20 protein-coding genes are annotated in these 23673 nt (G+C 57.0%); 8 read left to right on the forward strand and 12 right to left on the reverse strand.

Annotated elements, in window-relative coordinates:
• The first annotated feature begins 67 nt into the window (after nt 1-67).
• The 7 genes from C7450_RS10230 to C7450_RS10260 all read left to right on the forward strand — a co-directional run bounded on the left by C7450_RS10230 (nt 68) and on the right by C7450_RS10260 (nt 9883).
• On the forward strand, nt 68-925 hold the full coding sequence (locus C7450_RS10230) for a carbohydrate ABC transporter permease (protein ID WP_110374705.1): 858 nt from the start codon (nt 68-70) through the stop codon (nt 923-925).
• Between the two features lie 19 nt (nt 926-944).
• On the forward strand, nt 945-2222 hold the full coding sequence (locus C7450_RS10235) for an extracellular solute-binding protein (protein WP_110374356.1): 1278 nt from the start codon (nt 945-947) through the stop codon (nt 2220-2222).
• A gap of 68 nt (nt 2223-2290) precedes the next feature.
• A complete protein-coding gene (locus tag C7450_RS10240) occupies nt 2291-3427 on the forward strand; it encodes an aminotransferase-like domain-containing protein (RefSeq protein ID WP_110374357.1) in 1137 nt (378 codons plus the stop codon).
• Nucleotides 3428-3588: 161 nt separating this feature from the next.
• Entirely contained in the window at nt 3589-5310 is a 1722-nt protein-coding gene (locus C7450_RS10245; RefSeq protein ID WP_210206418.1) for a hydantoinase B/oxoprolinase family protein, read from the forward strand.
• On the forward strand, nt 5307-7415 hold the full coding sequence (locus C7450_RS10250; protein ID WP_110374358.1) for a hydantoinase/oxoprolinase family protein: 2109 nt from the start codon (nt 5307-5309) through the stop codon (nt 7413-7415). The genes C7450_RS10245 and C7450_RS10250 overlap by 4 nt, the downstream gene beginning before the upstream one ends.
• A gap of 201 nt (nt 7416-7616) precedes the next feature.
• Nucleotides 7617-8888, forward strand: a complete 1272-nt coding sequence (locus C7450_RS10255; protein ID WP_146227315.1) for an extracellular solute-binding protein — start codon at nt 7617-7619, stop codon at nt 8886-8888.
• 122 nt (nt 8889-9010) lie between these two features.
• Nucleotides 9011-9883 (forward strand): alpha/beta fold hydrolase, encoded by an 873-nt coding sequence (locus C7450_RS10260; protein ID WP_170147180.1) that lies wholly within the window; start codon nt 9011-9013, stop codon nt 9881-9883.
• 5 nt (nt 9884-9888) lie between these two features.
• Here the strand turns inward: C7450_RS10260 and C7450_RS10265 are convergent, their stop codons facing one another.
• The 11 genes from C7450_RS10265 to aepX form a co-directional block, all read right to left on the reverse strand.
• The gene (locus tag C7450_RS10265) at nt 9889-10719 is read right to left on the reverse strand and encodes a class I SAM-dependent methyltransferase (RefSeq protein WP_110374361.1); all 831 of its coding nucleotides are present in this window, start codon (nt 10717-10719) and stop codon (nt 9889-9891) included.
• 104 nt (nt 10720-10823) lie between these two features.
• Nucleotides 10824-11291: a hypothetical protein gene (locus C7450_RS10270; protein ID WP_110374362.1), complete on the reverse strand. Its 468-nt coding sequence runs from the start codon at nt 11289-11291 to the stop codon at nt 10824-10826.
• A 40-nt stretch (nt 11292-11331) separates the two neighbouring features.
• Complete coding sequence (locus C7450_RS10275) at nt 11332-12876, reverse strand: hypothetical protein (RefSeq protein WP_146227316.1); 1545 nt, start codon at nt 12874-12876, stop codon at nt 11332-11334.
• Nucleotides 12873-13943 carry a succinylglutamate desuccinylase/aspartoacylase family protein gene (locus C7450_RS10280; RefSeq protein ID WP_245449592.1) on the reverse strand — a complete coding sequence of 357 codons (1071 nt, stop codon included), beginning with the start codon at nt 13941-13943 and terminating at the stop codon, nt 12873-12875. Before C7450_RS10280 ends, C7450_RS10275 begins: the two co-directional genes overlap by 4 nt.
• Before the next feature lies 1 nt (nt 13944).
• Nucleotides 13945-14772, reverse strand: a complete 828-nt coding sequence (locus C7450_RS10285) for a class I SAM-dependent methyltransferase (RefSeq protein WP_110374364.1) — start codon at nt 14770-14772, stop codon at nt 13945-13947.
• A gap of 53 nt (nt 14773-14825) precedes the next feature.
• Complete coding sequence (locus C7450_RS35080) at nt 14826-15419, reverse strand: GNAT family N-acetyltransferase (protein WP_425351173.1); 594 nt, start codon at nt 15417-15419, stop codon at nt 14826-14828.
• On the reverse strand, nt 15419-16555 hold the full coding sequence (locus C7450_RS10290; RefSeq protein WP_146227317.1) for an aminotransferase-like domain-containing protein: 1137 nt from the start codon (nt 16553-16555) through the stop codon (nt 15419-15421). Before C7450_RS10290 ends, C7450_RS35080 begins: the two co-directional genes overlap by 1 nt.
• A 34-nt stretch (nt 16556-16589) precedes the next feature.
• A complete protein-coding gene (locus tag C7450_RS10295; protein WP_110374366.1) occupies nt 16590-17210 on the reverse strand; it encodes a CDP-alcohol phosphatidyltransferase family protein in 621 nt (206 codons plus the stop codon).
• On the reverse strand, nt 17210-18022 hold the full coding sequence (locus C7450_RS10300) for a phosphocholine cytidylyltransferase family protein (RefSeq protein WP_110374367.1): 813 nt from the start codon (nt 18020-18022) through the stop codon (nt 17210-17212). The genes C7450_RS10295 and C7450_RS10300 overlap by 1 nt, the downstream gene beginning before the upstream one ends.
• Before the next feature lie 40 nt (nt 18023-18062).
• The gene (locus tag C7450_RS10305; protein ID WP_110374368.1) at nt 18063-19259 is read right to left on the reverse strand and encodes an aminotransferase class I/II-fold pyridoxal phosphate-dependent enzyme; all 1197 of its coding nucleotides are present in this window, start codon (nt 19257-19259) and stop codon (nt 18063-18065) included.
• A gap of 70 nt (nt 19260-19329) precedes the next feature.
• Complete coding sequence (aepX, locus tag C7450_RS10310) at nt 19330-20223, reverse strand: phosphoenolpyruvate mutase (RefSeq protein WP_245449594.1); 894 nt, start codon at nt 20221-20223, stop codon at nt 19330-19332.
• 418 nt (nt 20224-20641) lie between these two features.
• On the opposite strand from aepX, the gene C7450_RS10315 reads away from it, so the two are divergent.
• Entirely contained in the window at nt 20642-21358 is a 717-nt protein-coding gene (locus C7450_RS10315; RefSeq protein ID WP_170147181.1) for a GntR family transcriptional regulator, read from the forward strand.
• Nucleotides 21359-21913: 555 nt separating this feature from the next.
• Here the strand turns inward: C7450_RS10315 and C7450_RS10325 are convergent.
• The gene (locus C7450_RS10325) at nt 21914-22843 is read right to left on the reverse strand and encodes a GntR family transcriptional regulator (protein ID WP_110374371.1); all 930 of its coding nucleotides are present in this window, start codon (nt 22841-22843) and stop codon (nt 21914-21916) included.
• Between the last annotated feature and the right edge of the window lie 830 nt (nt 22844-23673).

The raw sequence follows: 23673 nt of genomic DNA on the forward strand, positions 1-23673 counted from the left end.
TTCCGGACCCGCCATCACCGCAGACTCCCGCACCGTGGCACCCGTGCCCGGCCGCGCTGCGCGGGTGATGACCAGGCCGCCGGTCGTTGCGGCTGGCCAGGGACTCTCCGCCCCCGCCGCTATCATCCGCCATGCGGTGCTGCTGATCACCGGCGTGCTCATCCTCGTACCCTTCGTCTGGATGGTCTCTCTGTCGCTCAAGCCGCCCGGCGAGATCTTTCGCGCCTCCTTCTCCTTCTTTCCGCAGCAATGGTATGCGGTTCAGAACTACACCCGGGCACTCACCGAGGCGCCGCTGCCCCAGTACATGCTGAACGGCTTCGTTGTCTGCGCCGTCATCCTTATCGTGCAGATCCTCGTCTGCGCGCCGGCGGCTTACGCGTTGGCAAAACTCGAATTCAAGGGCCGCCACCTGCTGTTCGGCCTGGTGCTGATCGGCCTGCTCATCCCCCACCAGGTGCTGGCCCTGCCGCTGTTCATCCTCGGTTACCAGTTCGGCATCCTCAACACCTATGCGGCGCTCGTCTTCCCCTTTGTCGTCTCACCCTTCGGCATCTTCCTGTTCCGGCAGTTCTTCAAGGCGATCCCCGACGACATCGTGCATGCCGCCCGCCTCGACGGCCTCTCCGAACTCGCCATCGTCTGGAGGATCATGGTGCCGATGGCGCTGCCCGCCGTCATCGCGTTCTCGATCTTCTCCGTCGTCTCCCACTGGAACGACCTCTTCTGGCCGCTGATCGCTGTGCGCGACGAAAACCTCATGCCACCCTCCCTCGGCATCATGGCCTTCAAGAACGAGGAGGCCGGCAACGACTACGGCCCCCTCATGGCCGCATCTACATTGATTGTGCTTCCGCTCGCAGTAGCGTTCATCGCCGCGCAGCGGTGGTTCATCGAAGGTCTCACTACAGGCGCAATTAAATAATTCCCTAGGAGGATTGGTCATGCACACAACCCGTCGTTCGTTCGTGATGAGCGGGGCAGCCGCAGCTGGCGCGCTTGTGCTGTCGCCAGGCCGTATCCTTGCTGCGTCACCGATTGAGCTTTCGATCAGCCACGGTGCGCCGACTTATCTGAACATGCTTAATGCGCTTGGCACGGCGTTCCATGCTGACCACTCGGGGATGGGGGCAAAGTTCATTGCCGATGGCGATAATTGGGACCCCCTTCTTCAGAACACCCTGCGGGAGTCTGTAGTCGGGGCGCTGCCCGATATCACATGGCAGTCGCTGACCTACGCTAGGATTTTGGCAAAACGTAGCGTTGCTCAGCCACTTAACGAATTTGCGGGCGACGCAAACGCAGTCGAAAACCTCGGCATCTCGAGAGCATTGGTCGAGACTACCCTTGTCGATGGCAAGATCTTTGCCCTGCCTTTCGGCACCACGATCCCTGTTGTGTACTACAACATGGATTTGCTTCGCAAGGCTGGTTATCAAAAACCTACCCCGCCAACGACGTGGGATGAGATGATCGCGATCGGGAGACAAGTTGCTGCACTCGGAGGGAATATTAACGGCGGCTATATTGAATACACCTCTACCAACGCGTGGATCTTCCAGAATCTGCTCGCATCCCTTGGTGGTCACATGATGAATGCTAAGCAAACCGAGATCGCGTTCGACGGCGATGAAGGTCTTGAGGCAATGCGCATTCTAGCGCGCTTCGGCGAGATCAACAACGTCGACATGACGCAGGAGCAGTCACGCCAAGCGTTCAACGCTGGAGTGTCAGGGATTCAGATTCGCTCAGCAAGTGGCATTAGTTCGGTGGTGAAGGCCGCTGCGGGTCATTTCGAACTTCAAATAGGTGAATTTCCGATATCAAGTTCGGCTGGCCGCCTCGTCGGCGCCGGTCACGGCTTCTTCATGTTCACGAAGAATCCTGATCGGCAAAAAGCCTCTTGGGAATTCTTAAAGTTTGCCGCCCAGGCCAAGGGGCAAGCTATCCTCGCTCAATTCACCGGTTATATGCCGATCAACCTCTTGACGCTCAACGACCCAGCGTTTCTCGATCAGTATTTCAAAGCAAATCCATACCACCGAGCGATCGTCAAGAGCCTTGCGGTGACGGGCGATCAGTTCTCCTTCCCATCGGACAACACGGTGAAAATTGTGGAGATGATGGCGGACGAAATGCGGAAGGTCGTCACGAAGCGCGAAAAGCCGGAAGATTCTCTTGCAACCATGGCTACAGAAACGCGGAAGATGCTTCAATCCTGATCTGTCCTCATCGGTGCCATGCGTATCGCTGGCTATTGAAAAAATCACAAACAAAAGAGGTACCACAAATGACAGGGTTGCCGTCCGACCGTGCTCCGAATTGGATCGCTCCCGAAAAGCTTCTCAATATGGCGGGGAATTTACCGCCTCGAGTACCGACGGTTTTTGATCGATGGTATCGCGAAGCGATTGAAAAGACACTGATCGACCATGCGCCACATGAACTGATCGGGGCTCATCAATTCCGAGGTTCCGAACGCGATCGCGCCGCAGGTGCGCGATTTGTCGCAAAACGGCTCGATGAGGCTCCCACCTCTGATAGGCTGATCGTTACCAATGGAACCCAAAGCGCCATAGTGATGCTGATGGCGGGCTTGGTCGGCCGTGGGGGCAAACTTGCAGTTGAAGAACTCAGCTATCCGTCGGTGAAGTATTTTGCTGAGTGTTTTGGCATCGAGCTCTGCAGTGTGCCGATGGACGAGGAGGGCGTTGTTCCAGATGCATACGAAAAAATATGCAAGGAAAGCCGTCCCACGGCCTTTTATGCAATGCCGACACTGCAAAACCCGACAACGGCCATTATGAGCACGGAACGCCGTCAGGCCATTGCTGGGATTTCACGTCGCTACGGCGTCTCAATCATCGAAGACGATATCTATAGTCTTTTGCCAATGGATCCACCTTTGCCGCTGTCGGCGTTTGCGCCTGAGATCTCCTGGTACATTTTGGGGACTGCCAAGTGTATCGCCCCAGCCCTGAAGATCGCCTATCTCGTCGCACCGAGTGCGAAAGAGGCGCTGGCCCGGTTCTGGCCCGGAGTAAGGGCGACTTACTGGATGTGCGCACCTATTAACGCGAGTGTTGCCTCAACGCTGATCGAGAGACAAGGGGCGGACGAGATCATCTCCGCGGTTCGACGAGAGACGCAAGCGCGTCAGGCCCTTGTCAGGGAAATGCTCTCCGGGGCTGACTATCGGGCACACTCTGAGGGCTTGCAGGTGTGGTTAAGTCTTCCACAATCCCGGCCCCGTGCCGAGTTTGTGTCAGAGGTTCGCTCTCTCGGTGTCGAGATCAGTTCCAGTGATACATTTTTTTTCGGCAAGGATATTGCGCCAAACGCCATCCGCTTTGGTACCGGAACGGCACCTACTCGCGCGGAATTTGAACATGGGCTTCGTGCAATCGCACAAGCTCTCCGACGATAAGGACACGGTGGCGTGTTCCATACCGGCTAAGCAGAAAACGCAAAGCCTGGAATTTACAGTTGTGACAGGCATCGTGCGGTGCCGGACGTTTCCGGCTCGCACCTGCGTTGGAGATTGGGTGTTTGTCCTCGGAAAAGCGGGGATCGGAGCGGCGAAATAGAATGAGTGCACTTACCATGTCCTCGAACCAGCAAAGATCAAACGACTGCTTCGACGAATCGTCGGACCAAGGCTTCAACGCGATCGAACTTGAGATTCTTTGGAACCGTCTCGTTTCAGTTGTTGATGAAGCTGCAATCGCCCTGCAAAGAACGGCGTTCTCAACCGTCGTTCGCGAATCCAATGATTTCACGATGGTCTTGATGGATTCCAGTGGAGCGAGCATCGCAGACACCAACGTCGGGACGCCATCGTTTGTTGGAATTCTTCCCCGCACGCTTAAGCAATGCCTGCAGGCCATTCCGCTGGAGGATTGGCGGCCCGGCGATCGAGTCATTACGAATGATCCTTGGATGACAGCCGGGCATGTTCTTGACCTTGCTATGCTCTCGCCGATTTTTCACGCTGGCAAGCTCATCGGCTTTTGTGGTTCTCTCGCGCATCTGCCGGATATCGGGGGCGCGCTGTTTTCCGCCGATTGCAGGGAGGTATTTGAAGAAGGCCTGCAAATTCCGCCAACGAAATTCCTTGAAGGAGACCAGGAGAACGCAACGCTCGTCGCTCTGATTCGGTCCAACGTGCGTGTCCCGGATCAAGTCATCGGAGATATCTATTCGCAGGTGACAGCACATGACGTTTGCCGGCGAAAAGTGGACGAATTCTTGTTGTCCGCGCAACTCACAAATCTCGATGCCATATCCTCGGCATTGCAAGACCGAGCCGATAGCGCAATGCGGGCGGCGATTGAAGTAATACCGGATGGACGGTATTGCTCTGAATTGGTCGCGGATGGGTATGACGATCAGGAGACTCGTATTGTCTGCGCTGTCACGATAGTTGGATCGAGCCTGCATATCGACTATACGGGAAGTTCCCCCCAGATTGGCCGTGGCATCAATTCGGTTCTGAATTTTACATATGCGCTGTCAGTCTATCCACTTAAGTGTGCTCTCGATCCTGCGACGCCGCGGAATGAAGGCTCGTATCGCTCAATCACTGTCATCGCGCCTGAGGGTTCAATTCTTAACCCGAGAAAGCCCGCAGCTTGCAACGCGAGGCAGTTGACAGCGCATCTCCTCGCTGGGGCGATCTACAAATGCCTTTCACAGGTCGTACCCGACAAGACAATCGCTGAATCGGGCACTGCTCCAACGTTGCGATCCGTATACAGCGGCATCGATCAGCATGGCAAACGCTTTTCCCAATTGCTCTTCGGCAGTGGTGGGATGGGCGCTTCAGCGTTCAAAGACGGATATTCCTGCACCCCGTTTCCAACGAACACTGGTTCGGGAAGTATTGAGGCTTTCGAGGCAGCAGCACCTCTTGTCGTTTGGCGCAAGGAGCTTGTTCCGGACTCCGGCGGTCCTGGCCAGTTTCGCGGCGGCCTTGGCCAAGAAATCGAGATCGAAATTGCTTCTTCAAACGCGGTTCAAGTTTCTCTCATGGCCGACCGCCAGCGGCATCCACCGGAGGGATTGCTCGGAGGAGGACCCGGCGCACCCGTCACGATTCACTTGGATGATGGTTCAACTCCGCATCCAAAATCTCGAAGCCTCCTTTTTCCCGGACAGAAGATTGTTCTTCGATATGCGGGCGCGGGCGGCTTCGGCCCTCCATCGCGTCGAGCGCGTGAGGCCATACTGCTCGATCTGAAAAATGGCTATGTCACGAGACGCGGGCTCCTGAACGAATATGGCATGGATATCAAGGAAACTATCGAATGAACATCCAAGCGCAGGCGTCTGGTGCAATCCGGATCGGTATCGACGTCGGCGGCACGTTTACCGACTTCGTTTTGATCGACGGCCAGAAGCAAAAGGTATCCCTTGGCAAACGTCTGACCACGCACGCCGATCCGAGCCGGGGGATAATTGAGGGTCTTGATCGACTTCTTGCTGAAGGCGGGTACCCGATTGATGAGGTTGATGGCGTCGTCCACGGCACGACGCTGATTACGAACACAGTCATAGAACGGAACGGTGCGAAAATCGCGCTGGTCACTACTAGGGGCTTCAGAGATAGCCTCGAACTCGGGAAGGAGATCCGACACGATCGGCATGACCTTCACCTTCGCCGCCCCGAACCTCTTGTGCCCCGCCATCTCCGTCTAGAAGTAACCGAACGCTTACGGGCCTCAGGAGACGTGTTGCTTGGCCTGGTGGAATCAGAGCTCCTAGACGTGGCTCAGACGCTGAAGAATGAGGAGGTCGAGGCCGTAGCGATTTGTTTTCTTCACAGCTACGCCAATGGCGTCCACGAGCGGTTAGCGCGAGCGATCCTCGAGCAGGAACTACCCGGAGTTCCCATCACCCTTTCTCACGAAATCGCCCCTGAAATTCGTGAATACGAGCGCGCTAACACTGCCTGTGCCAACGCTTACGTGCAGCCGATGATGGACCGCTACCTGACGAGCCTAGATACCAAGCTTCGCCAGCGCGGATTTTCAGGAACATTGCGCCTCATGTTGTCGGGCGGTGGTTTAACGTCGGTGGATTTGGCTCAGCAGCGACCAATACACCTTTTGGAGTCTGGTCCGGCCGCCGGCGCCGCGGCTGCGACCTTCTATAGTCGTCTGCTCGGACTCTCACAGGTAATCTCATTCGACATGGGTGGCACGACAGCGAAGATGTGTCTTATCCATCATGGACGACCAGAATATTCAACGGAATTCGAGGCGGCCCGCGTAAGCCGCTTTCAGAAAGGCTCCGGTCTACCCATGAAAATTCCGGTCATCGATCTCATCGAGATTGGCGCAGGCGGCGGTTCGCTTGCTCGCATCGATGGGATGGGGCTTCTCAAGGTAGGACCACAAAGTGCCGGTTCCGAGCCTGGGCCTGTTTGCTACGGTCGCGGAGGAACGCAGCCTACAGTTACCGACGCGGATTTGCTGTTAGGCTATATCTCCCCGACGTATTTCTTAGGCGGGGAAATGCCGCTTCATCTCGGAAAGGTCGTGGATGCGCTTACCAAGGACGTTGCAGAACCTCTCGGCATCGATGCTAGCACAGCCGCAATTGGAATCAGGAAGATCGTCGATGACAATATGGCTGCGGCCACTCGAATCTACATCGCAGAGAAGGGTGGCGATCCAAGAGACTATTCAATGCTTGCGTTCGGTGGTGCTGGTCCTGTCCACGCATGCGCTTTGGCGAGACTACTGGGCGTCAGGCGGCTAATCGTCCCAATCGGCGCCGGCGTGATGTCTGCCCTGGGTTTCCTCGTTGCCGCGCCGACTATCGACCTAGCTCGCAGCTATGGGGCACCGATCTCGAGGATCGATTGGCGGCGTGTTTCAGCTCTGATTCGAGAGATGGATGCAGAGGCAGCTGCGTTTCTCAATAGCCCGGGCGAACATGTCGACCCGATTGTGCGCTTGTATTCGGTCGATATGCGCTACTCCGGGCAAGGCTTTGAAATTCCAGTCGCGGTACCGGCACTATCGTTTGAGCGCGACGAGTCGTCACTGCTGGAGGCGAAGTTTCTGGAGGCCTATGAACGGAGATTCGGCCGATCCATCCCGGGGGTAACTATTGAAGTTCTGACCTGGAGATTGAAAGCTGTCGGCACAGTTCCCCCTGTTTCCGTTGCCCCCCCGGCCTCCGAAGCATGCGCCGCTATCGTGCAGCCGAAGGAACAGAGACTAGTCTTCTTTGACGGGAGAGGCATGACGTCAACTCCGGTCTACGACCGGTATTCTCTTCCATCAGGGTTCCAGCTCGAAGGTCCCGCCATCTTCGAGGAGAGGGAATCAACGACAATTGTTGAGCCTGGCTACTTCTGCGAGGTTGATCCTTATCGGAACCTCGTCGTGCAGCCTTGCGAAGCATGAGCCTATCCGTCGATTTGAATTAAAGCGGCGATATCCGGCGGATGCGATCGAGGTCAACGGTGCCGGGCACAGCGACATGAATAGCCGTTTACATCCCGATGCAATGCCCGCGATCGCCATCGTTCTCACCGCATGAAAGCGATCAATCCAACGCGGGAGCGGTGAATTGGAAACAACCTTGCTTCAAATCAGGAGACCTTCGTGAAAACGACACGCAGAACCTTTCTTATCGGCGCAATGTCTTCAAGTTGCCTCGCAACGCCACACGTTAGCCGGGCCGCCAACCGGACGAAACTGACAATCAGTAATGGAGCACCCCAATATCAGCAAGTTTTGACAGATCTCGCAACGGAGTTCCGTCGTGAAAGTCCGGAAATCGAAGTCGATTTCGTCGTCGCTGGCGACAGCTGGGATCCCTTGTTGCAGAATACTTTGCGTGGCTCCTTGGTTGGAGACTTGCCGGACGGAACATGGCAGTCGCTAACTTATGCGCCGCTCCTTGCCAAACGTGGCATCGCCCAGCCGTTGACCACGCAATTTGGCGGTTCGTCCGAGTTTGAGGCGATGGGCTTACCCAAAGACATGGTCGAAGCGTCTATGAGGGGCGGACAAGTATTCGCGATGCCTTTCGGAACGACCGTTCCTATCGTTTATTGCAATATGGATCTGCTTCGACGTGGAGGATATTCCAAGACGAATGCGCCCGGGACGTGGGACGAGATAGCGGAAGTCGGCGCGAAGGTGGCCGTTCTCGGTAATCCGATAAATGGCGGTTACATTGCATATCCCTCGACCAACGCCTGGATGTTCCAAAACCTGCTGGCCTCTTTCGGTGGGCAAATGATGACCGCTGATCAGAGAGAGATCGCCTTCGACGGGCCGGAAGGACTGCGCGCGCTAGAGGTCCTCTGGCAGCTCGGCGCCGCGAGCAATATAGACATGACTCATCCTCAAGCCATCAACGCCTTTAGTGCTGGCTCGGAGGGATTTCTCATAACTTCGGCGAGCGCAACAAAGGCCGTTTCAAAGGCAGCGGCGGGATCGTTCGATTTTCAAGTCGGACAGTTTCCAGTTCACGGTGAGAATGGCCGGCTCATCGGCGCTGGGCATGGTTTCATGGTGTTCACGAAGGACCCGGAGCGGCAAAAGGCTCTCGGCCAGTTCATGAAGCTAGCGCTCAGCCCCACTGGACAGATGATCCTCGCGCGCAACACCGGTTATATGCCCGTCAACATCCTTGCTTTAAAGGACGCCAAGTTCCTCGAAGAATACCTTTCGATCAATCCCTACCATCGCGCAATCGTAGAGCGTCTGTCGATTACTGGCGATCAGTTCTCATTCCCCTCGGAAAATACAGTCAAGATCGTGGAGATGATCGCGGAGACAATGCGCCAGGTTGTCGTCCACCAGGCGAAGCCCGCGCAGGCATTGGCGTCGATGGCTGATCAAACCCGGAAGCTGATTAAGACTTAAACGAGCCTATTTGCATGAGGGCGGAGCATATTGATGTTCCGTCCTTGTGCCGTGACCTCAAGGCGAATGCTAACGCCTCCATCACGCGTATCGCCTGAATTTCCAATTTTCCCGAGGGTGCCGTGGCAAGCATTTCCATTCAAGAATCCTGTCATCTCCATGTAGTGGAGGCCGGCAGCAACGATCGCGACCCGATCATAATCGTGCATGGCGGACGGGGCACAGCTGATCACAAAGCCGACTTCTTTGCCTTTCGTCCTCTGTCAAATGCCTTCCATTTGTATGCCTACGATCAACGTGGACACGGCAGATCGTCAGGCGGGGAGAGTGCGAGCTTTGGTCGGCTGGTTGCCGATTTGGAGCAACTCCGAGTGCGACTATTTGGCCAACGACCCATTTCGATAATCGGCGTCTCATATGGAGGCATGGTGGCTCTCTCATATGCTATCTCGTACCCCGAGAAGGTCGAGAAGCTTGTGGTGATCGGATGTGCAGCCAGCCATGACTTTGTCGAGCCAGCCTTGCAGCAATACGAAATCCGAAGAGATTGCGCTCCTCTTACCAGCAAGACAATGGTTCGGCGCATGCTGGACACCGGTTTCGACAGCGATCTCGAACTGAGGCTGGCCTGGTTTGCGCTTCGGCCCCTTTACGGTCAATGTGCGAATGCGGACGAATTGCTCTCGGCAGCAGCGAGCATTCACTTTGATGCTGCCCTGCATCGCTCACTCGTTTTGAATCCGGCCTATGACATGCGCAATCGGCTGGCCGCGGTTGAGGCCAACACGCTTGTTGTCTGCGGAGCCGACGACTGGATCTTCACGCCGCAGTTTTCCAAAGAGATTGCATCCGGCATTTCCCGTTGCGAACTCTTAATCGTTCCGGATTGCGGGCATGCAGCGCATGTCGGTGCACCCGAACTGGTCCTATCTGCGATTCACCAACACGTTGCTGGTCGTGTCTCCGTCCCGAGGCGACGCGCCCCCGCTTGGTAACGCAATCATCTACAGCGCGTGGCAACGGTCATCTCGGTGCGGTAGCGAACCTCTACATCGCCCCGCTCATCTGCATGCTTGGCGATAAGGCGATCGAGGTTCTCAAGGACAGCTTTCTCTGTGTGAAGCTCATAGGCTTTTTTCATGTGAGACATGCTAAGGCAATAACCGCGGAAAGCGCGGGCGGGGACAAGTCGGTTCCAGTCTTTTGCGATCCGTTGCACTCCAGTGAACCCCGCGTCCCTCTCTAGTTCATCAACGAAGTTAGCTTCAGAATAGCCACCCGTAGAATCAGAGTACAAACCGCGGCGGTACATCGGGACATGCCGTTCTTGAAACGACTCGAAGTCTGACATAAACTGACTCGCGTCCGGGCGCGGCTTGTGTTGAAGGATGAGAAGCAATCCTCCGTCGATCAATATCCGCTTGACTTCCGTGTAAAATGCGGAGCGATCGAACCAGTGAGCAGCAGTGGCTGCTGTCACTAACCCACACGAGTTATCACCGACGGGAATCGCTTCCGCGAAACCGACGATATATTGCGGTACGACCCTTGGAGACGCCGAGGAAGCGCCCGAGCGCTCTACCGCTTTATTGCGCATGTCGTCATTGGGATCTACACCGAGTACGAACTTTGCTCGTGGAAAGAGTTCGGTCAATTCGCGGGTGAAGATTCCTGTTCCGCAACCGATATCAACGATTCCGTGCTCTGCAGCCAGCCTTGAGACTCCCTCAAGAGCCGCGATCTCTGAATCGAGTCGATAGCCGGGCCGGTACGAATCGTAGTCATCGTGCACCCCATAGTAGAGCTGCCACGTTTGTGTTTGAACCGACATGTGACCCTCCTTAGTTCTCAGCCAAGACAACAATTGTGCTGTCGATCATCGAAGTGGGTTCATCCGATCGACCGCAATATTGTCAAAAGTCGGGGTTCTTTTGTTCAGTCACCGTCCCGATCGGCACCTTGGGCGGCGAGGTCGCGATCTGGATTTGCCTCTTGAAACTTGGATAAGCTTGCCGTCAGGCGCGCAAGGAACCGCGCACAAAGGAAATCCACCCGGTGATCGGAACCATCGAAAGGAACGACCCAAACAAGCCGTTTCCGTAAACTTTCGTCAGCGGAATATGGGAAACTGCCGTCATCGCCGACGCCGATCATCTTCGCCGTGGTTCCTCCGTTGCAAAGTTGCCTGATCGTCTTCCAGTCGGGGTTTTCGTTGGCAAACACTTGCTTGTCGCCCTCTTCAGTGGGCCGCCCTCGGGTTTCACGATGGAAGAAGTCAAAGCTATGCGCTGTCGCAAGAATCGCCGTAAAGAGATCGTCAATTTGCTGGGTTTTGGTAAATTGATCGACAGCGCGCTCGGCAAGTCCGATATACTCTTGTGCCGTTTCCGGGAATTTTTGCATATAACCCTCCAAACTGTAGCGTCTGCTATGGGGGCTTTGTTCAAGTCCCATGTTGGGCGACAAGTCGCGCATTCCATTCCGCATCTCCAAACTGCCTAAAAAGGGACGGGCTCCGTAGCTCCCGTGGAGAGCCACCGAGGTGAACAACTCCCTTGATGCGGTCTTCGCAGCGCCGGCCTTCGAAATGATAGTGAAGTTCCATTTGGTCGACTTGATACTTCACGAGGAGGTAAATATCGTCGCCGCGGGTGTATCCTTTTACAGGCGTTTCGAAAGTAGTGCTTCGATAAACACCGCTGATTTCCTCCCTTTTCTGCATCAACTCTATTGCATGCTCTTCAATTCGGCCGGCGAAAGTTACAACGCTGTTCCAGGATCCCGAAAAAATCCTATCCGGTTCTCGGCCGGCCGCTCGTCGTTTGTTCCCGATCTCCGACTGCAGATCCCGGAACACGGAGGTCAACGATCCTGAAACTAGGCGGGCCTGTTCGTGATCAACAATATTGAATGGGTCAATGACCACGACGTTTTTATTTGTGTGAAAATCCGGAAGTTGAATCTGAAAATCGCGTAGCATACGCGCGACAACCTGGTCAGCTTTGACACGGCTGTCATCCCAGCCAATCTGGAGGCGCGGCGTCAGTGCCCACCAAGTTGAGGGCTGGATAGAGGCCCGGAAGAGATCAGCGGGAAGGTCTGAAACTATTGTCTTCAACAAACGATACCACCTCCGCTCGTCAGTCGCGCGCAGAGATGGGGTAAGCCAAGCCTCAAGGGCGACGACTGCTCCAATGATCTCCTCTTTGCCGACCTTCATGGACCGACCGAAAGAAAGATGGGGTGGCCCGTTCGCCCAGGCAGCCCGCGCAAGCCGTTCCGATCCGACCAGTAAGCCGCTCGACTGTGGCCCTCTTAGATATTTTCCACCGGAATAGATCGCTAAGGTGGCGCCCCGAGATAGCCAGGGGTCAGGCGTGCCGGGGGACAGGCCAGCTGCATCCACTACGATCGGCAAGTGTCCAACGCGTCGACGTATCTCCTCCAACGACATTTTGCGGTCGGTGGCCTCCGCCCTGCCCAGGAAGCACACCATGCATGCCGTCTCAGCCGCTTTTTCGAGCGCATCGAGACTCTCGAACGGGACGAGTTCTGCCCCGACAGTAGTCATCACGGAATCATAGGGGAACCGATGTGTCTGCGGAATAAGGACTCGATTTTTCAAGGCTCCGGTCTTGGGCAATCTCGTCATTGCAACGGGTTCGTTCCCTGCGATGCATGCAGCAGTGGACAACGCCAACGCCGCAACGCTGCCTGCTGTCACAATGCCCCATTCCGCCCCGATTAGTCGAGCGATGTATCTGCCGACTCCTTCGGCGAGCTCATCCATATCGACAAAGCCCTCACCGGCCGCCTTCATGGCGTTCATGACCAACGCAGTTGGATTACTTCCACCAAAGCTCGATCTAGTGCCGGCGCAATTGATGATCGGTCGGACCCCTAACGCCTCGTAGATCCAGCCGCGGCGAGCGCTTTCACGGGATTTGAGTTGCTCGCACAACGAAGAAAATTGACGATCAGATGTCATTGGGATTGCTCGATCGGATCGGCTATCGTGTCGGGCGACCAGATTCTCCCGATATTGAAAAGGCAGTCGCCGACGCGGGCTCTTGCTAAAAAACGTCGACATAGCACGACGCCGCCAACTCCAAAATAGACCGGTATAGGCTTCCGCCATGGCTCGTCCGTAAAATGGATGCGGCCCGCGTCCTGACCATCGTCCACAGTATCGCCAAGGTTTACGAGTGGCTCGAACAATCCATTTGCTGGCGCATAGACGAACTCCTTGGGTTGAACGCGATAAAGAAGCCGGATTGAACCAGATTGAGGCTCCTCGGGAGCCTTAGCGAGGAGACCAACGTGATGCAGTAGGCGGGCAAGTCCATTCTCCGCCGCAGTGAGCAATCCGAGTGAGGCGGTGCCTCCACCGCCCAACTCAGTCGAGAGACAAGGGATTCCTCCTAGGCGATCGCAGGCGCCGGTCAGGCTGCGGTCTCCCCCTGTGGACCCATCGGTCGCGAACCCGACAGGCAGCCCAAACACCCGCATGAGGTCAAGGTCCCGGCGAAGTTGCGAGGTCGACTTCGAGGAAACAACCACCGTTGAAGGCAGGTATTCCAATGAACCTCCTCCTGAGTGAAAGTCGCAAACGAGGTCGCAGCCGGGCAATAACACCGTTTCAATGAAATGAGCGATCATCATGGTTGGAGGTCCGTTGGGATCTCCTGGAAAACTACGATTCAGGTTGCCATGGTCAAAAGGTGAAACACGCTGACCAGCCTCAACGGCCGGAGCGTTCGCTCCTGGCAGAACGATGAGCTGTCCCCGAACGTCGTCCGATTGCAGTGACTGGATCAGCTTGATCAACATGATCTGGCCTTCCCATTCGTCGCCATGGCTGCCCGCGATCAACAGAATCCGAGGACCGGATCCGTTCTTGATGCTCGCGATGGGAACGGGAATCCATCCATATGCTGACTCGTTTGTCGAGATTGGCACGCGAAGGTAACCAGTCGTCTTTCCCTCTTTTTGAAGATCGATTTCGGTCCAGATCCTTGACCTTTGCATCGTTGTCCTGCCTTGCATGGTCGACATGTCAAGCGCCACAAATAGCGGTTGTAAGTTCAGTGGTGTATGTCACATCGATGATGCCGTTCGCATCGCAGTGATCGGATATAATTGACCGCAACTCGCCCATAATCGCGGCGTCGCCCCTCTCCGCACGGGCCATTTTGACTTGAATCGTCGACAAGGCAAAAGCTTCAAAGCCCTCGGAAGTAAACTGTCTCGGCCAGTCCCACTTTTGCAGCAAGACACCTGAGAAGCGATCATCCGAGGTCAGTTCTGCATGGAAGTCAGCAGCCGAATGGCCGCCCCGAGCATCTGCGTACGTGCCGGTCCGGTATCCAGGAACGAACTTTTCGAGGAATACCTCGAAGGACCGAAACAGACCGGCCTCACACCTTCGCTTGTTTTGCAACAGGGCGAGAAGACCTTCACTGACCAAGACCCGATGGGCCTCGGTATAAAATTGCTCCCGATCGAAGAGCTGTGCGGCGCCGGCCGCAGTTATCACAGCAACGGATCGATCACCGAACGGAAGCCGCTCGGCCGGAGACTGCACAAATCGGATCGGTCGAACTGTTGTTGTCGCTTCGAGAGCTCGCTGGATCATCATTGAGCTTGGTTCAAGACCACGGATTTCAAACGTTTCGCCAAGAGCGTCCGATAGCATCCGTGTGAAAATACCTGTCCCACAGCCCACGTCGACTATCCGACGCGAGGAGCTGCCGAGAGCGAGAGTTCGCTTTGCGATCTCTTGGACGACGTCGTCTGGATATCCCGGTCGTTCCTTATCATAGTGTTCGCCAAGCGACTGATAATGTTCCCACGCAATGGGCTTCGTCAGAATTTTGGTCGACATGACATTTCTCCAGAGAGCGCGTGCGACTTTTGATCCTGCATGTCTGCAGCATATCAAGACCCGCGGACGTCCACGTGACACCGGCGAAAAGGTGCGGCTCGGGCGAGCTTGCAAGCGCCCGCGCTCGGCCGCCCCAAATGTCGTGCGAACCGATAGTGGGGTTGGAGACCCGGGATATTTCGCTCGCCACCAATTTGCCTGAAACTATGATGCCGATAAAATCCACCTGCTGTTGTTCTCCCGTTGCACCACACCAGGACACCCCCGCGCCTACGAATTTCGCGTAAACCGTGCTCCAACACGGCGCTGGCAAATCCAAGCCGTCGAAACTCCGTAGCCGTTGCCATGCCGCGGATCCTCCAAGCGCTTCCCGGGACGCGCATTTCCTCAAGTCCCATATCTTCGAGAATGAAACTGCCGACAGAGGCCAGGAGCGGACCGCAGTACGCTCCGACGTGAAATACCTCGTCGGCGTAGGGATATGCCGGCACTGGTTTCGGCGGCGCAGGGGCCAACGCCATAGTCCGAAGCTCGAAGCCCGCCTCCTCAGAAATCAGACAGACGCGCAGATCGGTATCAGCCAAAGGGACCTGACCAATCGTCCCTGGGTGAGATGAGTAATTGTTCACTTTCACCTCCCTTTTCATCAGCGCGCGTCGTGAAGAGACGCGATGATCGCCAGTCCGCGTTTGAGTTCGTCTTGGGTCGACGGCACTCCAAGGCCGATTCGAAACTTGTGATCTCCACGTTCATTGTTGACTGCGAAGGAATCGCCGGCGCCCACAACCACTCCGGCGTCGAGAGCTGCCTTCACGAATTCCGAGAGCTGCCAGCCTCGTGGCAAGTCGATCCAAAGATGATAGTTGGACGCCTTCGACGATATCTGCTCACAGGGCAGGATTGATGCGGCGAGAGCCCGGCGTCTCGACGTCTCCAATCGCACTGACCGCAAGATCTCATACGCAATGCCGCTTGAGAGCCAGTGCGATGCAACCTCGGCCACCAGAGGTGCAACCATCCAATTTGTGGTCCGCACTCCGGGCCAAAAGACATCCTTTGTGATATGGGCGTTTGGCCCAACGACATAAGCTACTCGCAGCTGCGCAGCGAGCGACTTACTCAGTCCAAGCATGTACCAGCTGCGCTCAGGCGCATAGACGGACAGCGGAGGAGGGGAATTTTCAGGGAGCATGCCATAAATGTCGTCTTCGAAGAGCCATAAATCATGGCGTCGAGCCACTTCTGCAATTTCGGCACGTCTAGCATCCGACATCGTGGCCGAGGTGGGATTATGCAATGTAGGCATGCAATAAAGTGCACGAGCATCATCGCGCATCTCTGCGCAAGCTCGCTCGAGGCTGGTGGGAGTGATCCCCTCATCATCCATCGACACAGGATGGAGCTTGATTCCAAATAGTCTCGATAGAGGCTTTATGGCTGGATAAGTCAGCTCTTCAACGAGCAGGGTACCTCCTGGCTTGACGAAGTACGCCATGAGCATAGCGAGAACATTTTGCGAACCGCTCGACAAAACCACGCGTTCCGGATCTGGCTTCTGGTCGAACCGTTGCGCAAGCCAGGTCGATGCAGCTTCTCGATCGCGGGCTGTCCCCATGAAGCGTGGAAAACGGATCGCGTCGGCGATGTTTGCCCCTCCAAGATCAACAAAACTGTCCTCCAAGGCGCGCTGAACCAAAGGGCTCGGTGGCGGAAAATTCCGTCCGAAGTCGATAGATGATGCGGGGACTTGCGCAGCCTTTTTGATACCGGAAAGATCGTCCACAATTTGCCTCCCTAATCATGTGTTTTTCACGAGCCTAAGGCTCCATCGTTGACACCATCGCGAGCGCAATCGAAGCGGCGAGCGCGAAGGCCGTCGCGATCGGGACAGCCACGCCACGAATGGCCGGGACACGAATTGCGGTCGTCACATGCAAGATCGCCAATATGATAAAGGCCGCTGCGACCAACGTCGGAAAGACGGAAGCCGGAATGACCGGGCGCGATAGGAGCATGATGGCCAGAAGCGGAGTGTCGTAAGAAACCGGAATGCCAGTGAACCGCGCGCCGCTTGTCAGCCCAACGTTCTCGAAGTAGCTGAGCCGTATCGCACCTGCCAGAACCAAGAGCAAACTTGCGACCAGCGATAAGGCGCTGCCTTCGCCAACGAGAATGATCACTGCGGCCGGAAACACAACACCATGGATGAAGTCTGCAAAGCCATCAAAGCTTTTCCCAAAGTCAGCCACGCCTGGGCGGCGAAGGTGGCCCGTCTTGCGGGCGACATGCCCGTCCCAGTGGTCGAGGAACCACGTCCAGAGCATCGCGGACGTGCCGAGCTCGACATGGCCGTTCAGCGCGAGGAACAGGCCGGCGATCGCGAACACATAGCCGACGGCGGTGATGGCGTTGGCGTAATCGCGGAGATAGAGCAGCATCATCGCGCTCCTTCTTGCAATCGCGCCAGCACGCCCCCTTCGGCTCCCCGCTCTATGCGATCTGCGAAGATGCTCTCGGCGATGCGCAGATCGGCCTCGCTATCGATTTCGTACCATTTGAGGTCGTCGCACCGGGCTGCCGCCAGCCGCAGCCCATGCCGTTCGATGAGGCGCGCGAACAACTCCTCCGTATAGGATTTGACCGCGCCCGCACCGACGATCTCGTCGAGATAGGGAACGATCTTCGAACGCAGGTCCGTGCCCGACAATCGAATGAGATTCATGGTCTTGAAGAGCTGCGGCGACCCGCTGGCGAGATCGGCGGCCGTTTGCTTCATGCGGAACTCGGCGATGTAGCCGTTATCGGCAAGGACGACAGCAGAGCCTTCCATCATGGAATCGAACGGCGCGACAGCCGTGACGTTCTGCGCGTCGCCTAGGTTGAGGCAGCGCAGCGCGTCGAGCTCGAAAAGCACGTCGCCCTCAAGCAGATAGGTGTCGCCCTGCAGCAGCGCCTCTCGCGCCAGCCAAAGCGAATAGGCGCTGCCTGTTCTGTCGAAGACGCTGGATTCGACATAGGTGATGTCCAGATTGCCGAAGCGGAGGCCGCATGCATACTGGATAGCATCCTTGCGATAGCCGACGACGATGGTCACGTCCTCGACTCCGACGGCTTCGAGATTGCGCAGCGCGTTGAAGAGGATTGGCGTCCCATGCACCGCCACGAGGGACTTGGGCATGAGATCGGTATGGGGGCGAAGACGGGAGCCAAGCCCTGCGGCCAGAATGACGGCCTTCTTTATCTGCGTCATGATCAATCTCCGGTTCGAGGGATGGAAATGAGGTGGCGGCCTAACGGCTTTTCAGGGCGTTGAGCGTGCCGACCAGCTTTTCCAGGGCTGGGATCAGAAGCTCGGGCAGCGCGCCGAAGGACAAGCGCAACCCGACCGGATCGCCGAAGGTCGAGCCGGCCACGGAGGCGACGCCGGTTTCCTCGAGGAGGAGGCGCGCGATATCGTCGACCGTCTTGACCGGACCTCCGACCGGCAGCCCGGCAAGCAACTCGGTCAGGTCGAGATAGAAGAAGAACGAGCCATCCGCCCGCGGTACGGGCACATCGGGGAGCCGCGCCAGGATCGCTAGCCCGTCAGTCCGCGCTTTGGTCAGGCGCGCGAACATATGCTTCTCGAACACGCCGTCCGTGGCCGAGAGGTGGTGCAGGATTGCGTGCTGGGCGATGACATTGGCATTGGACGTCGTGTGGCTCTGCAGTTTCTTCGCCGCCGAGACGATCTCGGGTGGAGCGGCGAAGTAACCAAGGCGCCAGCCGGTGATCGCGAGTTCCTTGGAAAAGGCATTGACCAGGATCGTTCGCGAGCGGACACTCGGATGCGCGGTAACGATCGATTCATGCGCCTCGCTGGTGTAGACGAAGCTCGAATAGCATTCGTCCGAGATGATCCAGAGCTGATCGTTTATGGCGAGGTCGCCGATCGCCTGCAGGGTCGCCCGGTCATAAACGGCACCCGTCGGGTTGTTGGGCGAGTTGAGGATGATTGCTTTCGTCTTCGGCGTCACCGCGGCTCGGATGCTGTCGATCGTCGGGACGTAGCTCGGTCCCTTGACGTCGACGAAAACGGGCTTGGCGCCGGCGAGCAGGACCTGCGACGGGAAGGTCGGCCAGCAAGGCCGGAAGATGATCACTTCGTCGCCGGGGTTGAAGACGGCCAAGGCCGCATCGAGGAGCGCCTGCTTGGCGCCGTTGGTGATGACGATATTCTCGGCGGTCCATTTCACAGGTGTGCTCGCCGTCAATTTCGTGGCCACCGCTTCGCGCAGCGGCATGATCCCGATGGAATCGGTATAGCGGTTGACGCCGGCGTCGATTGCGGCAATGGCGCCGTCGCGTACCGTCTTCGGCGGTGCGATGATCACCTCTCCGGCCGCAAGGTCGATGATCTCTTTTCCGGCTGCGGCTGCAACTTTTGCGGCCTCTCTGGCGGCGGCGGTTCCCGATCCCGAAAGCAAAGACATCCGTTGCGCAAGCATGTGCGCCTCCTTTGATCGGACTGTTGGTGGTGTGGCCTTTGGCGGCTGTTTCAGCGCCGGCCGACGCGATTCATGCGTGCTTGGGCAGGTAGCGATCTTCCGCTGCCGCGAGCTCGTCATAGTGGAGAAGGCCAAACACCTCCTCCAGCGTCGCCACCTCCGGCTCGACACCGGCGATGCCTTCCTCGGCCATGATGCGGTCGCAGGTGGTGCGCATGGCAGAAATCGCCGCACGCATATTGTGATTGGCCCAGATCACGGTGGAGATTTGCGCGTCGCGGTAGGCCGATACTGGAGTTTTATAGTATTTTGTCGGCACGATCACGATCGGCAGCTTGCCCGCCCACCGACGGGCAAAGTCGAGAATCTCGGTCGCCTCGCTTTTGCGGGAATGGATCAGGATGGCGTCGGCACCGGCATCCGCATAGGCGTCGGCGCGATGCAATGCCTCGTCGAGGCCATAGCCGGCGATCAGCGCTTCGATCCTTGCGACCAGCACGAAATCGGGTCCGGTCGTGTCCTTGACCGCCTTCAGACGGCCCGAAAACTCATCGATTTCGGCGAGTGGGTGGCGATTTCCGACGAAGGAATTCATCTTGGGAAAGCCCTTGTCCTCGAGGCACACACCGGAGGCGCCGCGCTGCTGCAGTTTCCCAGCCAGCAAACGGGCATTGTTGAAATTGCCGAAGCCGGAATCTCCATCGACCAATATCGGCAGGTCGCTGGCGTCCGCCATACGCTCGACCACATCGACGACCTGGGTCCAGGAAGCCTCGTTGGCATCGCGATAGCCAAGGCTCGACGAGATCGACAGGCCAGACGCCCAAAGCCCCTTGAAGCCGGCCTGTCGGGCGATTGCCGCCGAGAGGCCGTCATGGGCTTCCATCAGATAGGACAGGCCTTTCGATACGATCAGATCGCGCAAGGTTTCGCGCGCCTGGTTGGGCGGTAACGCAATATTCATGGATTTGGTTTGTAGCATACGATTCATTGTCATATTCCCTTCACAACTCGCGAATTTGATATCAAACCACCAACCGTCAAGCAAAGATAAATATCATTCAAGCAAAAATTGCGATAAAACAAGCAATGATTGCTATAAGAGAGATATATTAGAGAGTTTGTAACTAGTGGGTTCTCGATTATTGAATATAAGAAGAGGAGAATATCGGCATTTAGGCCATTGATTGAGAATTATATTAACTGAGATAAAGCCATCTATAACGACTACTATAACCGTCATTATAGTGGCCGATATATCGACGAATATAATGTGATCCGGCTAATGAAAAGGGAGGCGTCATTCCGCGGCAACGCGAAATGGGATGCTCCCGGCTTCAGCCGGAAAGCGGATGCAGACTGGCGCGTGAGGGCGGATAGCGGTGACAGAAGAGGAGGGCGGGCAGGCCGATAGGGGCCTTAGTTCCGCGATCTACCAGAGGCTGAGGAATCTCATCATCAAGCACGAGATTCCCGCCGGTCAACGTCTGGACACGCGCCGCTTGGCTGAGGCCTTCGCGGTCAGTTCCGGACCGGTACGAGATGCCATCAACCGGCTGACCGGGGAGGCCCTCGTGCAGCATGTCGCGTCACGGGGCTATTTCGTCCGGCCGATTTCCGAGGTCGACCTCATCGAAGCCCATGAAATGATCTTCATGGTGCTGCGCCATGCCGTGCTCTTCCCCAGGAGACCATTCGAAACGGTCGGGCTGCAGATGGCCGCAGCACAGCGCGTAGCCGGGGTCCTTCCGGATGCCGCGGAAGAAATCGTGAAACAATACACTTTCTTTAAAGAGACCCTCTTCGAGCGGATCGCCGGATTGAGCGGCAATGCGACGGCGGTCGCATTCACACGACATTGTCTCGACAGGACGCATTATGTCCGGACCCGCGATCTGCTCGATCCCCTCCATCTTGAGGCCGTGGGCGGATTGATGGAAGAACTCTTGCAGAATCTCACCATTGGCGAACGCGAAAGGGCGCTGCTGGTGCTGGAGACGTTGCTCGACCGCAAGCTGCCGCGACTGTCGGTCCTGGTGGCTCAAATCGAAAACCAGATCCTGGCGCAGGACCTGTTGTTTGGTGACCTCGATGATTGATCCGGAGACTGCGTAACGAACGATATTAAAAGAAATGAGCACATGAGCCGAGACGACGCCAAGATCCGTTATCTGCTCATACAGTCGCCCGCATCATTGATGATTTCGAGCTCGTCTTCCTGATCCTGCGGTACGGGGTGAACAGCAATACATGCAGCTTCAGCCGCGCCGGCCTGCAACCACCCTTCGAGATCAACTTCTGTCAGGGCGGCATCGTTGTGGAAATCAACTCGGAGATATATGGGTCGTCCTTACCGACCGATTTTACCGAGCGGATCGCAAATCGGACAGACGACGTCCAAATGATCAGCGCGGTCTGCGGCTGCATCGATCGGACCCTGCGGCTCGCCGAAGCGCAGAACCGCGTCTATTGCGAGGAAGATGCACGAAGCCTGCTCGCTCTCACCGATGCCATGATGCGCCGCGACGCAGGGGATGCAACCGCCAGCCTCGCCGCACAACGCACCGGTCACGCCGACAGGCTTCCCGAACTAACGGGCGTAACGGTAAAGCCGTTGGCTTATCGTCCTTCCATTGCGGAGCCGATGCCGCCCTTCAATGATGCTGCTGAGGATTCCGATTGCCGCGCTTCACCAATGCCGGCCGGGCTATATTCAATAGAACGCCTTCCATGGTGCCGGCCGAGCTATTCTGCAATCGGCGGGCTCGCATGACGGCTTCTGCGTAACGTTGATAATGGACGGTGAAGCGGTTCATTTCATGCGCGATGATCGCATCGATGCTGCCGACCGCGAGATCGAGGCGTTTCGCCGCGATCTGTTCGGTCAGTTGCGCCAGCATGGGCGCAAGCTCGAAGGCTGCTTGTGACTCGTGCGAGACCACCCGCCGGAACGCCAGTGTCTGATCGAATATCCTGAGCAGATGCCATCGCGGCTGACGCGGATAACAGGTTCGGGCCAGGCGGCGAATGATGGCTTCTATCCACCAGAAAGCGTGATCGGCATTTGCACTTTCGCACAGCGCGCGGCGGCAGCGTTCGGCGGACAGTCCTACAGCGACGATGGCCTCCTGATGCCCATGGAGGAACACCTCATCCAGCCCGACGACCGCGATCGCCCGGCTAATCGAGCAGGCCTGAACGATATCGGTCTGCGAGAGGCTCTTCGCAAAGAAGCCCTTCTCGGCACGGTGACGAATCAATCCCTCATGCGATGCCCGGAACAAGGCCTCTCGGACAGGTATGTGACTCACTCCGATCGCGTTGGCAAGTGCCTGAACATTGATCGGAGCCCTGTCTGAGAGAACATTATGCGTTACATAGTTCTTTATATATTGGAACGTTAGGCTCTGCCTATGCGATACCAAAGGTGCCTCCCAGTGCAAATTACGGCTCGGGACCTCACCATTGCTTGTCTGGCGCATTGCGGATCTATAATGATTACCTAACCGGGCGCGGTCTCGCAACTGTAGATATCGACAGTACGCTCCGAACGCGATTTCCACCAAGAGGATCGGGCCGCGCATCACTCTGCCGTCGTTTGTAGATTTCGCCAGCGGCTGACGCCCGCAGTACTCCGGCCGAGACGTTCGGCGGCATCTCGGTGGGGCGCATCAGAGGAAACCGCGGTAAGCACCCGAATGCGCAGATCGACCGAACGGGCGTTCGACACATCCGCCGCCCTCCACCGGCAGATAGTTTGAATCAGACCGGGCCTGGAAGCCCGCTGAGCACCTGCGTGCCATCGGAGTCAAAGGCGATGGCGGCTGTGATAGTCGCCATCGCCCGGAGCACTCCGCAAACGGCCATCTTAGACTTAAGTCTAATCCCCTTGCCTGATGCGAGGCATTCCAGGTTAGCGGGAAAATCAGAGCAATTTCCGATCGTTCTACGGTTAACGGTCGATAAAACAAATTTATTGCCAATTGTCGCGAAGCATTTAGGCTTGAGCCTGGGCATTCGAAGCTTGGGGAGAAGCAGATGTTGTCTGGCAACGGCACCCGTGCGTCCGCGTTTTGCTGGACGTTGCTTAGCCCCCTCAAAGATATCGCCAGACGTGCGGCGATCAGCGGGCTGGCGGTCAGCGTCGCGCTCGGCACGATGCCGGTGCAGGCCCAGACGGCAGGGCCCTCCCCCGCCGCGACAGCGCCCACGGCACCAGCCTCCAGCCCGGCTCCGTCCCAGGCGGCGCCCGGTGTGCCGCCGATGGGGCCGCAGATCCGGGCGCCGCGGCCCCTGGGGCCGCCGGTTTTGCCAGGCCCAGCCTCTCAGAGCCCGCAACCGACAGCGGCACAGCCCTCACCAACACCATCGCCCGCGGAGATGGCCACCGGTCAGAGGGCGCCGGGGACGCCGG

Origin of the sequence: Chelatococcus asaccharovorans, from assembly GCF_003201475.1 — a bacterium.
Classification (GTDB): domain Bacteria; phylum Pseudomonadota; class Alphaproteobacteria; order Rhizobiales; family Beijerinckiaceae; genus Chelatococcus; species Chelatococcus asaccharovorans.

Coding starts and splice junctions, on each gene's coding strand:
- C7450_RS10305 (WP_110374368.1), bottom strand. CDS start 19,259: ATGCTTGCGCAACGGATGTCTTTGCTTTCGGGATCGGGAACCGCCGCC.
- C7450_RS35080 (WP_425351173.1), bottom strand. CDS start 15,419: ATGAAAAGGGAGGTGAAAGTGAACAATTACTCATCTCACCCAGGGACG.
- C7450_RS10250 (WP_110374358.1), top strand. CDS start 5,307: ATGAACATCCAAGCGCAGGCGTCTGGTGCAATCCGGATCGGTATCGAC.
- C7450_RS10265 (WP_110374361.1), bottom strand. CDS start 10,719: ATGTCGGTTCAAACACAAACGTGGCAGCTCTACTATGGGGTGCACGAT.
- aepX (WP_245449594.1), bottom strand. CDS start 20,223: ATGAATATTGCGTTACCGCCCAACCAGGCGCGCGAAACCTTGCGCGAT.
- C7450_RS10275 (WP_146227316.1), bottom strand. CDS start 12,876: ATGACATCTGATCGTCAATTTTCTTCGTTGTGCGAGCAACTCAAATCC.
- C7450_RS10240 (WP_110374357.1), top strand. CDS start 2,291: ATGACAGGGTTGCCGTCCGACCGTGCTCCGAATTGGATCGCTCCCGAA.
- C7450_RS10295 (WP_110374366.1), bottom strand. CDS start 17,210: ATGCTGCTCTATCTCCGCGATTACGCCAACGCCATCACCGCCGTCGGC.
- C7450_RS10280 (WP_245449592.1), bottom strand. CDS start 13,943: ATGTCGACCATGCAAGGCAGGACAACGATGCAAAGGTCAAGGATCTGG.
- C7450_RS10300 (WP_110374367.1), bottom strand. CDS start 18,022: ATGACGCAGATAAAGAAGGCCGTCATTCTGGCCGCAGGGCTTGGCTCC.
- C7450_RS10235 (WP_110374356.1), top strand. CDS start 945: ATGCACACAACCCGTCGTTCGTTCGTGATGAGCGGGGCAGCCGCAGCT.
- C7450_RS10285 (WP_110374364.1), bottom strand. CDS start 14,772: ATGTCGACCAAAATTCTGACGAAGCCCATTGCGTGGGAACATTATCAG.
- C7450_RS10270 (WP_110374362.1), bottom strand. CDS start 11,291: ATGCAAAAATTCCCGGAAACGGCACAAGAGTATATCGGACTTGCCGAG.
- C7450_RS10325 (WP_110374371.1), bottom strand. CDS start 22,843: ATGCGCGGCCCGATCCTCTTGGTGGAAATCGCGTTCGGAGCGTACTGT.
- C7450_RS10245 (WP_210206418.1), top strand. CDS start 3,589: ATGAGTGCACTTACCATGTCCTCGAACCAGCAAAGATCAAACGACTGC.
- C7450_RS10230 (WP_110374705.1), top strand. CDS start 68: ATGACCAGGCCGCCGGTCGTTGCGGCTGGCCAGGGACTCTCCGCCCCC.